General features: G+C 64.5%; 9 protein-coding genes and 1 pseudogene. All 10 read right to left on the bottom strand.

The features are described from left to right. The coding region (locus AC1DT6_RS39390; protein ID WP_477115531.1) for an ABC transporter ATP-binding protein at nt 1–648 on the bottom strand (648 nt) is incomplete at its 3' end. 10 nt (nt 649–658) lie between these two features. Then, nucleotides 659–2,446, bottom strand: a complete 1,788-nt coding sequence (locus AC1DT6_RS39385) for a branched-chain amino acid ABC transporter ATP-binding protein/permease (RefSeq protein WP_477115530.1) — start codon at nt 2,444–2,446, stop codon at nt 659–661. A gap of 10 nt (nt 2,447–2,456) precedes the next feature. Next, complete coding sequence (locus AC1DT6_RS39380) at nt 2,457–3,509, bottom strand: branched-chain amino acid ABC transporter permease (RefSeq protein WP_441637036.1); 1,053 nt, start codon at nt 3,507–3,509, stop codon at nt 2,457–2,459. A 423-nt stretch (nt 3,510–3,932) separates the two neighbouring features. Next, nucleotides 3,933–5,084, bottom strand: coding sequence for an ABC transporter substrate-binding protein (locus AC1DT6_RS39375; protein ID WP_441637034.1), 1,152 nt, complete (start codon nt 5,082–5,084; stop codon nt 3,933–3,935). 408 nt (nt 5,085–5,492) lie between these two features. Next, the gene (locus AC1DT6_RS39370) at nt 5,493–6,251 is read right to left on the bottom strand and encodes a sulfite exporter TauE/SafE family protein (protein WP_441637032.1); all 759 of its coding nucleotides are present in this window, start codon (nt 6,249–6,251) and stop codon (nt 5,493–5,495) included. Between the two features lie 71 nt (nt 6,252–6,322). Further along, entirely contained in the window at nt 6,323–6,868 is a 546-nt protein-coding gene (locus AC1DT6_RS39365) for a hypothetical protein (RefSeq protein ID WP_441637030.1), read from the bottom strand. A 318-nt stretch (nt 6,869–7,186) separates the two neighbouring features. Further along, nucleotides 7,187–8,218, bottom strand: a complete 1,032-nt coding sequence (locus tag AC1DT6_RS39360) for a branched-chain amino acid ABC transporter permease (RefSeq protein WP_441637028.1) — start codon at nt 8,216–8,218, stop codon at nt 7,187–7,189. Further along, a complete protein-coding gene (locus AC1DT6_RS39355) occupies nt 8,218–9,102 on the bottom strand; it encodes a branched-chain amino acid ABC transporter permease (RefSeq protein WP_276287246.1) in 885 nt (294 codons plus the stop codon). Before AC1DT6_RS39355 ends, AC1DT6_RS39360 begins: the two co-directional genes overlap by 1 nt. Nucleotides 9,103–9,364: 262 nt before the next feature. Next, nucleotides 9,365–10,573, bottom strand: coding sequence for an ABC transporter substrate-binding protein (locus tag AC1DT6_RS39350; RefSeq protein ID WP_477104695.1), 1,209 nt, complete (start codon nt 10,571–10,573; stop codon nt 9,365–9,367). 95 nt (nt 10,574–10,668) lie between these two features. Continuing rightward, nucleotides 10,669–10,857, bottom strand: a pseudogene (locus tag AC1DT6_RS39345) (ABC transporter ATP-binding protein); the annotation flags it as partial.

The raw sequence follows: 10,857 nt of genomic DNA, 5'->3' as shown, positions 1-10,857 counted from the left end.
CTCGATCACATACCCATAGTCCGCCACCTGCAGCGCCGCGCGTGCGTTCTGCTCGATCAGCAGTGTCGCCACACCGGTCTTGCGCAGGTCGTTGATGATGTGGAAGATTTCCTTCACGATCAGCGGCGCCAGCCCGAGGCTTGGCTCGTCCAACATCAGCAGTTGCGGCTTGGCCATCAGCGCGCGCCCCACCGCCAGCATCTGGCGCTCGCCGCCGGACAGCGTGCCGGCATCCTGCCTGGCCCGCTCCTTCAGGCGCGGGAACAAGCCGTAGACCACTTCCATCTGGTCGAGAAAGTTCTTCTCCCCGGCGCGCTTGCGGCGATACGCCCCCAGCACCAGGTTGTCCGCCACGCTCATCGAGCTGAACAGCTCGCGCTTCTCCGGCACCAGGCACATGCCTCGCGCCACGCGGCCCTCCACCGGTATGCCGGCGAGGTCGTGGCCGAGATAGGTCACCGCACCGGCCGAGGAGCCGCTCACCGGCAGCGCCCCCATGATCGCGTTGAGCATGGTGGACTTGCCCGCGCCGTTGGGGCCGATCACCGTGACGATCTTGCCCGCCTCCACTTTCAGGTTGGCGCCGTGCACCGCTTCGACCTTGCCGTAGCGCACGTGGAGGTCTTTCACTTCGAGGATCAGGCTCATTGTCTTTTCCTTACTCCACGCCGCCGAGATAGGCTTCGAGCACCGCCGGGTTCTTCTGCACGTCCTCGGGCACGCCTTCCGCGATGCGCGTGCCGAACTCCATCACCACCAGGCGGTCGGTCAGATTCATCACGAAATCCATGTCATGCTCGACCAGCAGCACGCTCATGCCCTCGCCCTTGAGCTTCTTCAGCAGTTCCGCGAGCGCCTGCTTTTCCTTGTAGCGCAGCCCCGCCGCGGGTTCGTCCAGCAGCAGCAGCGCGGGGTCGCAGCACAGCGCACGGGCGATTTCCAGGATGCGTTGCTGGCCCAGCGCGAGGCTGCCGGCCTCCATGTACATGCAGTCGGCCAGCCCCACGCGTTCGAGCTGGCGCGCGGCCTCGTGCAATAGCTTCGCCTCTTCGTTCTGGTTCATGCGCAGGATCGCCGCGGTCACGCCGCCCTGCGCCGCGAAGTYGCCGCGCAGGTGCGCGCCGATCGCCACGTTCTCCAGCACCGTCATGGTGGGCAGCAGATGCACGTGCTGGAAGGTGCGCCCGATGCCGCGCTTGACGATCTCGCGCGACGGCAGCCCGGAGATCTGCTCGCCACGATAGAGCACCTCGCCGCGCGTGGCGGGCAGCACGCCGGTGACGAGATTGAAGGTGGTGGACTTGCCTGCGCCGTTGGGACCGATCAGGCCGATGATCTCGCCGGCGCGCACCTGGAAGCTGACGTCATTGACCGCCACCAGCCCGCCGAACTCCTTGCGCGCGGCCTTCACATCAAGGATCAGCTCGCCGGCCTGCGGCTTCGCCCGCAACGGCAACCGCTCGGCCTGCGCCGGCGCCGCCACCGGCAGCCCGCTCGGGAACAGCTTCTTGATAAAGGGCCAGATGCCGTCGCGCGCGTACTGCAGCAGCAGCACCATCAGCACGCCGAACACGATGGTTTCGAAGTTGCCGTTGGCGCCGAGCAGCTTGGGCAGCACGCCTTGCAGCACGTCCTTCAGGATGGTGAGGATGCCCGCGCCGAGCACCGCGCCCCACACATGGCCGACGCCGCCCACCACCGCCATGAACAGGTACTCGATACCGTAGTTCAGGCCAAAGGGCGTCGGGTTCACCGCGCGCTGCAGATGCGCGTAGAGGAAGCCAGAGATGCAGGCGAGTATCGCCGCCACCACAAAGATCACCACCTTCATCCACGCGGTGTTGACCCCCATCGCCTCGGCCATGGTGCCGCCGCCCTTGAGCGCGCGAATGGCGCGGCCCGGGCGCGAGTTCAGCAGGTTCTGCATGGCGATCACCGCCAGCAGCACCACGGCCCAGATCAGGTAGAACATCGAGCGGCCGGAGGCCAGATCGATGCCGAGCACGTTCAGCACCGGAATGCCGTTGAGGCCGTCGTATTTGCCGAGGAACTCCAGGTTGCCGAACAGGAAGAACAGCGACAGCCCCCAGGCGATGGTGGCCAGCGGCAGGTAGTGGCCGGACATGCGCATGGTGATCAGGCCGATCACATAAGCCGAGGCCATCGTGATCACCAGCCCCACCAGCAGGCCGAACCACGGCGACAGCCCGAACTGCGTGGTGAGGTACGCCGTGCTGTAGGCGCCCAGGCCAACGAAGGCGGCCTGCCCGAAGGAGGTCATGCCGCCCACGCCGGTGAGCAGCACCAGGCCGATGGCGACGATGCTGTACAGGCCGATGTAGTTGCCCAGGGTGATCCAGAACTCGGGGGTGGGGAGCACCGGCAACAGCGCCAGCACCACCGTGAAGGCCAGCAGGAAAATTCGGTTCTTGAGGTTCTTGTTCATGGTGTGTCCCTTATTCCTCTTCTTCCACATGCTTGCTGGTGAGCGAGCGCCACAGCAGCACGGGCAGGATCAGGGTGAACACGATGACCTCCTTGAAGGCGCTGGCCCAGAAGGAGGAATAGGATTCGAGCAGCCCCACCAGGATGGCACCCGCGGCCGCCACCGGATAACTCACCAGGCCACCCACGATGGCACCGACGAATCCCTTGAGACCGATCAGGAAGCCCGATTCGTAATAGACGGTGGTCAGCGGCGCGATCAGGATGCCGCACAACGCGCCCATCGCCGCCGCGAGCGTGAACGACAGCCGCCCGGCCTGGGTCGTGCCGATGCCCACCAGGCGCGCGCCAAGGCGATTGACCGCGGTGGCGCGCAGCGCTTTACCGGCGATGGTGCGCTCAAAGTAGAAGTACAGCGCCGCGATCAGCAACGCCGACACGCCCACCACCCACAGGCTCTGGCCGGATATCGACAGGCTGCCCACTTCGAAGCGAGCCTCGGAGAACGGCGTGGTGCGCGAGCCCTCGGCGCCGAACATCACCAGGCCCAGCCCCACCAGCGCGAAGTGCACGCCGACCGAAACGATCAGCAGCACCAGCGTGCTGGCCTCGGCCAGCGGCTGGTAGGCCAGGCGGTACAGCATGGGCCCGAGCGGAATCACGATCAGCAGGGTCAGCGCGATCTGCGCCAGCATCGGCATCGACTGTCCGTTGAAATTCTGCGCCAGCAGATGCACGGCCAGCGGGAAGACCAGGTACTTGCCCGCCAGCACGGCCAGCCGCCTTGCTGCCGTACGGCGCAGCTCGGCGCTGCCCAGGATGGTGATCGTCTCGTAGAGAAAGGTCAGCACGCCCATGACCAGCAGCAGCCAGCTGCTTTGCGGCGCATGACCAGACTGGATCGCCGCCAGGGTCAGCGCGCCATAGGCGACGAACTCCCCTTGCGGAATGAAGATGACGCGGGTCACCGAGAACACCAGCACCAGGGCCAGCGCAAGCAGCGCGTAGATGGCGCCCGAGGTGATCCCGTCCTGCGCCAGGATGGCGGCGATCGAGAGGTCCATTGTCTCCCCGTATTGTTGAATAGTCCTGCCGGCGAGGGAGGCCGGCTGGCTTGTGAAAAAACGAATTACGAAATAGTAAAGAACTTACGCATAGCGTAAATCCTGACGAACCCTTAGGTTGCGCAGTGCCGCATCGGTCATCCGCAAGCACGCACGCCAAACCTCTGATATGCCTGAAGCAGCATATCCGCGGCGCAGCGTGGCCGCCATCCCGATTCGCCCGCTCCTGCCGGCCTCGCAGACCCGTCAATTTAATTAACACGTTAAAGATCGTGCATGACGCATGCGGTGTCAAGTACGGGATTGCCTGTAGTGACGGCGCTGCCCGCTCTGCTTCCGGCAAGCCGCTGCGCACCCAATAAAAAGGGCGCATGGTTTGTCCATGCGCCCTCCTCGCACCGCCGTGCACCTATGCCGGCGGTCTTACTTGGTCTGCAGCTTCCACTTGCCGTCGACGATCTCCACCATCACGCGCGAGCGCTGGTCCAGACCGAGGTGGTCCGTCGGCGTCATGTTCATGATGCCGTGGGAGATCGGCAGTTCCTTGGTCTGCTCCATCGCATCGCGCAGCGCCTTGCGGAATTCCTTGGTACCCGGCTGGCCCTTCTTCAGCGCCTCCGGAATGGCACGCTGCAGCAGCAGGCCGGCATCCCAGGCGTGGCCGCCGAAGGTCGAGACCTGCCCGCCATACGCCTTTTCGTACGCGGTCTTGTAGGTGATGGCGGGCTTCTTGACCGGGTTGCTGTCAGGCAGTTGCTCGGCCACCAGCAGCGGGCCGGCCGGCAGGAAGGTGCCTTCGCAATCCTTGCCGCACACGCGCAGGAAGTCGGCGTTGGCCACGCCGTGCGTCTGGTAGATCTTGCCCTTCCAGCCGCGCTCCTTGAGCGCCTTGGCCGGCAACGCGGCCGGCGTACCCGAACCAGCGATCAGCACCGCATCGGGATTGCTCCCCATCATCTTGAGCACCTGGCCGGTCACGGAGGTATCGGTGCGGGCGAAGCGTTCGTTGGCCACCACCTTGATCTTGCGCATCTCGCCAACCTTGGCAAATTCCTGCGCCCAGCTATCGCCGTAGGCATCCGCGAAGCCGATAAAGGCCACCGTCTTCACGTTGTGGTTGGTCATGTGCTCGGCAATGGCGGTTGCCATGTGCGAGTCGTTCTGCGGCGTCTTGAAGACCCAGTAGCGCTTGGCGTCCATCGGCTCGATGATGCGGGCCGAGGCGGCCAGCGTGATCATCGGCGTCTCGTTCTCGGCGACGACGTCGACCATGGCCAGCGAGTTGGGCGTAACGGTGGAGCCCACCACCACGTCGACCTTGTCCTCGCTGATCAGCTTGCGCGTGTTCTTGACCGCCGTGGTGGTGTCCGATGCATCGTCCAGCACGATGTACTCGACCTTCTTGCCGGCGATCTCCTTCGGCAGCAGCGAGATGGTGTTCTTCTCGGGGATGCCCAGTGAAGCCGCGGGTCCCGTGGCCGATAGCGTTACCCCGACCTTGACCTGTGCGCTGGCGGTGCCGGCGCACAGGCCGGCGGCAGCGAGAGCCAGCAGGCTGGCGCGCTTGAATGTCATCGTGTCTCCTTCCATTGCGGCAAACGGAAAAGGCATCCGTCCCGGCCTCCGGCCGGTCGGATGCCCCAGTCTGGTGTTCTTGTCTTTCTATTCTTCTTATAGTGCCGGTCCCTCGCGGGACCGTCTCCAGGCGCAACGCCGGCGCCTGCCTGCTACCCCAGGGCACTTGGCGAATGCAAATTCGCCGCACCCCGTCTCCCGCCCGACGCTTGATCCCCGGCGGCGCTCGGCACGAACTCGCCATGCCAAGCCATGGCGCGCCGGACCGGCCGCGCATTCGCCGACCGCCCGGTCGGGAATGCGTAGCGAGTCTAGCAACAGCCATATCGGCCGGGTAGCCGGATTAACCCGCATCGCAGCATGCAAGCGACCCGGCCTCTCGCGGACATCGCGCGACGCCGTGTTGGCTCAGCGGCCGAACGCATCCCACGCGGTCTTCACAATCAGCGCGGCCACCACCACGATAAACACCCGCCGCACGAAGGCGCTGCCATGCTTGAGTGCGAGGCGGCTGCCCACCTGGCTGCCCGCCACGTTCGCCACGGCCATGACCAGGCCGAGCTGCCACCAGACATGCCCCTTCGCCGCCAGCAGCAGCAGCGCTGCCAGGTTGGTGGCGAGGTTGACCACCTTGGTCGACGCCGATGCGTGCAGGAAATCGTAGCCGAACACCCGCACGAACACGATCATCAGGAAGCTGCCGGTCCCCGGCCCGAACACACCGTCGTAGAAGCCGATGGCCGCCCCCGCCAGCAATGCCGCCGCGCGCTCCTTGCCGCCCGACAGCGACGGCGCATGCTCGGTACCCAGGCTTTTCTTGGCCACCGTGTACACCAGCAGGATGACCAGGATAAAGGGCAGTGACTTGCGCAGCGGGTCCGCGGGAATCAGCGTGAGCGCGTAGGCCCCCGCCATCGAAAAGGCGAAAGCCGACAGCATCGTCGGCAGGGTCGCACCCCAATAGATACGAACGCTGCGTCCGTAGCGAAGCGCGGCATTCGTGGTCCCGGCCAGCGAGGCTACCTTGCTGGTGCCCAGCAGCGTGGCCGGCGACATGTTGGGATAAGCGGAGAACAGGGCCGGGATCTGCACCAGGCCGCCACCGCCAGCGACGGCATCGATCAGGCCGGCAAGAAATGCGGCAACAGCGAGAAACGCGAATTCCATGGAATGCGAGAAAAATAAAGAGGGGAAAACGAAGCAGCAGAGACGGTCGCGCCAGTCAGGCGCGACACCTGTCAGCCCAGGGTCTTGGGCGCCGGCGTGAGATTGCGATGCCACAGGCCCCCGGCATGCGCGACAAAGCCCGCTGAAGCGGCCTGTGACCCACCCAGCAGCGCCGGCGCCAGGAGCATGTGCCGCACGCCGTGCGCGCGGCACCAGTCGGCCAGCAGGTCGCAACAGGCCAGCAGCACAGCGGGATCCTCTTGCGCGGCTTCCGCGCCAACCCACCACTCCACGGCTAACGCCGCCAGGCCGGACAGTTGGAGATGTGGCACCAGCGCCACGGGGAGGCATCCCACCAGCCGCGGCGCCGCAGCGGCCCCGGCCACCGCCAACACGCAGGTCCCGCGCTCGGGCCTGGCCAGCAGGTTCTCCACCAGCGCATCCCGGGCGCGCGCCGCCGCTACGGGCAACGCTTGCCGTGACTGCAGCCAGGCGCACAGGGGCCCGGCATCGGCCGGGGTGGCGAGACGTACCAATGCCTGCGGACCGGCGGGAAGGGCCGGGGCACTAGCGGGATCGGGCTGGGAAGGAAACGGGGAAGGGAAATCTGAAGGCATGGCGGGCCCGATGGCAAGGCAGCATTGTCTCATGCGCTTCTGGCTGCCCTTATGCCGATTCCACATGGCGAGGGCATTACGCACCACAAACGGGCATTCACGGGTATCGAGCGGGCATTAAAAAAGGCGTTGCCAGGGATCACCCGGCAACGCCCTCATCTTATATTGGCACTCCAGCCTAGTGACTGCGCGCCTGTCGTCTCCTCGCTTCCGCCTCCATTTAACCTGCGAAAACCGTATATGGAATGTAACGAAGCGGTGCGTTTCCAGCAAGCTAGAAGAAACCCTAGCCCCAAAACCGGGCATGTATCCCGGCGGTCACTCCCGGGACTTCCCGAAGAAGCGCGCCATCACTTCACCCATGATGCCGCGGCGGAAAGTCAGCACGCAGATCACGAAGATCACGCCGGTGACCATTGTGACGGACTCGCCCAGCGTGCCGAACCACTCGATGCCCGTCGCCGACGCCAGGAAGTTGCCGATATCGCCGAGCTTGTTCTCAAGGGCCACCACCACGAAAGCGCCGACCAGCGGACCGGACAGTGTACCCAGCCCGCCCACCAGCGTCATCAGGATCACCGAGCCCGACATCGACCAGTGCACGTCGGTCAAGGTGGCAAAGCCCAGCACCAGCGCCTTGATCGAGCCGGCCAGCCCGGACAGCGCGGCGGACAGCACGAACGCCATCAGCTTGAAGCGGTCGGTATCGTAGCCCAGCGAGATGGTACGCGGCTCGTTCTCCTTGATCGCCTTGAGGATCTGCCCGAACGGGGAATGCACGACGCGCACGATCAGCGCGAAGGCCGCCACGATGATGGCCAGCGCCACATAGTAGAGCGTCAGGTCGTTGGCCAGCGGCAGCAGGCCAAACAGCTTGCCGCGCGGAATGCCCTGCAGCCCGTCCTCGCCGCCGGTGTACGGCACCTGCAGGCAAAAGAAGAACAGCATCTGCGCCAGCGCCAGCGTGATCATCGAAAAGTAAATGCCCTGGCGCCGGATCGCGATATATCCCACCACATACCCGATCAGGGCACCAGCCAGCGTGCCCAGCACCAGCCCGACCTCGGGCGTGACGCCCCACGCCTTCATGGCATGGCCGGCCGTGTAGGCCGCGCCGCCGAAGAAGGCGGCATGGCCGAACGACAACAGGCCCGTGTAGCCGATCAGCAGGTTGAAGGCGCAGGCGAACAGCGCGAARCACAGCACCTTCAACACGAACACGGGATACGCCCCGGCCATCGGCGCCAGGATCAGCGCCAGCAGCAACAATCCGTACAACAGTTTCTTCTGCACGCCCCGCCCCTGTCTTGTCTGCCCTGCGGCCACCGCCGCGCCGGTTGGTTGGTTCATCACTTCTCCCTCCCGAACAGTCCGGCCGGGCGCAGCATCAGCACGATCACCATGATGAAGAACACGACCGTGGATGAGGCCTCGGGATAGAACACCTTGGTCAGGCCTTCGACCACGCCCAGGCCAAGGCCGGTCAGGATCGAACCCATGATCGAGCCCATGCCGCCGATCACCACCACGGCAAACACGATGATGATCAGGTTCTGCCCCATCAGCGGCGAAATCTGGATCACCGGGGCCGCCAGCACACCGGCGAACGCAGCCAGCGCCACGCCGAAGCCGTAGGTCAGCGTCACCATCAGTGGCACGTTGACGCCGAAGGCCTCGACCAGCTTGGGATTCTCGGTGCCCGCGCGCAGGTAGGCACCCAGCTTGGTCTTCTCGATCAGGTACCACGTGGAGAAGCACACCACCAGTGAAGCCGCCACCACCCAGGCCCGGTAATTCGGCAAGATCATGAAGCCCAGGTCGGTTGCGCCGCTGAGCGCCTCGGGCGCCGAGTACGGCAACCCGGACACACCGTAGATCGACCGGAAGATGCCTTCGATCACCAGCGTGATGCCCAGGGTCAGCAGCAAGCCGTAGATATGGTCGAGCTTGTAGATCCAGCGCAGCATCGTGCGCTCGATCACGATCCCGATCAGCGCCACCGCCAGCGGCGACAGCACGAGCATCACCCAGTAGTTGAGCTCGAAGTAATTCATGCCCATCCAGGCCAGCACCGCGCCGAGCATGAACAGCGCCCCGTGGGCGAAATTGATGACGTTGAGCAGCCCGAAAATGACCGCAAGGCCAAGGCTCAACATCGCGTAGAAAGCACCGTTGACCAGTCCCAGCAGTAACTGGGACAGCATGGCGGGCAGAGGAATACCGAAGATGTCCATCGCAGGCGTTACCGTTTGCGCACCAGCCGGGATCCGTCGTTCCCCGCCAGCAAGGCGCAGTCAAAATGAAGCGTGCCGGTCCTGCCCTGACACAATGCCTGAGGCAGTATCACCACGCCGGAATCATCTTGCTTGTGCCTCCAGGCGGGAACCCAGCGCCGTTGCTGGCCCGGTGCAAAGAAAGACACTGGACCCCCGCTTCGGTCCCCGTAGAAGGCACCGGGCGCGGGGGCGACATACGTCATGCATTCACATCACGTTATTACTTCTTCATCAGCGCGCACTTCGATTCCGCCACCGTGGTGAAGGCCTGGTCGCCAGGAATGGTGGCCACCACCTTCATGTAATCCCAGGGCTTCTTGGATTCCGCCGGCGCCTTCACCTGCATCAGGTACATATCGTGGATGCCGCGGCCGTCCTGGCGGATGTAGCCCTTGGTGTAGAAGTCGTTGATCTTGGTCTTCTTCAGTTCGGCCATGACCTTGTCCGGGTCATCGGTCTTGGCTGCCTCGACCGCCTTCAGGTAGGTATGCGCCGCGGAGTAGTCGGCCGCCTGCAGGCTGCTCGGCATCTTCTTCATCTTGGCGAAGAAGCGCGTGGCGAACTTGCGGGTATCGTCGTTCATGTCCCAGTACCAGCTGTCGGTCATCAGCAGGCCTTCGGTGTTCTTCAACCCCAGGCTGTGGATATCGTTGATGAACATCAGCAGGCCGGCGATCTTCATATTCTTGGTGATGCCGAATTCCTTGGCCGCCTTGATCGAATTGATGGTGTCGCCACCGGCATTGGCCAGGCCCAGGATCTGGGCCTTCGACGACTGCGCCTGCAGCAGGAAGGACGAGAAATCGGAGGCGTTCAGCGGATGGCGCACCGAACCCGCCACGGTGCCGCCATTGGCCTTCACCACGGCGGCGGTGTCGGTCTCGAGCGAGTGGCCGAACGCATAGTCGGCGGTCAGGAAGAACCACGACTTGCCGCCCTGCTTGACCACCGCGCTGCCCGTGCCCTTGGCCAGCGCCACCGTGTCATACGCATAGTGCACGGTGTATGGCGAGCATTCCTCGTTGGTCAGGCGCGCAGTGCCGGCGCCGATATTGATGTAGACCCTCTTCTTCTCCGACGCCACCTTGTTCATGGCCAGCGCGGTGCCGGAATTGGTGCCGCCGATCAGCACGTCGAGGCCCTGCTGGTCCATCCACTCGCGCGCCTTCGAGGCGGCGATATCGGCCTTGTTCTGGTGATCCGCCGAGACCAGTTCGATCGGCTTGCCCAGCACCTTGCCGCCGTTGTCTTCAATCGCCATCTTGATGGCCTCGAGGCCGCCCGGGCCGTCGATGTCGGCGTACAGGCCCGACAAGTCGGTGATATAGCCGATCTTGACGGTATCGCCCGAGACCTGTGCCGATGCCGTACCCGTTGCCACGCCCGCTACGATAGCCGCCAGAGCGACCGCCACCCGAGTCATCTTCATTACCTGTCTCCTTAGTTTCGGCGGCACGTTACGCCACCCGTTCCTGCCCTAAAACAATGCCTGCGATGCATGCCGGCGATGTGCGCCGGCGTGAATCAGACCCCAAGCAGTTCATTCAGCACCGGCATCTTGGCCTGCAGCTCCGCGGCCGCGAAGCGCTCGACGATGGTGCCGTGTTCCATCACATAAAAGCGATCGGCCAGCGGCGCGGCGAAGCGGAAGTTCTGCTCCACCATCACCACCGTGTAGCCCTTCTTCTTGAGCATCAGGATCATGTCATGCGC

The sequence above is a fragment of the Cupriavidus sp. 01L45 genome, from assembly GCF_056399885.1.
Note: the sequence above shows the minus strand (reverse complement) of the source record. Positions and strands in the feature narration are given on the sequence as shown.

Coding starts and splice junctions, on each gene's coding strand:
- AC1DT6_RS39380 (WP_441637036.1), bottom strand. CDS start 3,509: ATGGACCTCTCGATCGCCGCCATCCTGGCGCAGGACGGGATCACCTCG.
- AC1DT6_RS39375 (WP_441637034.1), bottom strand. CDS start 5,084: ATGACATTCAAGCGCGCCAGCCTGCTGGCTCTCGCTGCCGCCGGCCTG.
- AC1DT6_RS39355 (WP_276287246.1), bottom strand. CDS start 9,102: ATGGACATCTTCGGTATTCCTCTGCCCGCCATGCTGTCCCAGTTACTG.
- AC1DT6_RS39370 (WP_441637032.1), bottom strand. CDS start 6,251: ATGGAATTCGCGTTTCTCGCTGTTGCCGCATTTCTTGCCGGCCTGATC.
- AC1DT6_RS39365 (WP_441637030.1), bottom strand. CDS start 6,868: ATGCCTTCAGATTTCCCTTCCCCGTTTCCTTCCCAGCCCGATCCCGCT.
- AC1DT6_RS39350 (WP_477104695.1), bottom strand. CDS start 10,573: ATGAAGATGACTCGGGTGGCGGTCGCTCTGGCGGCTATCGTAGCGGGC.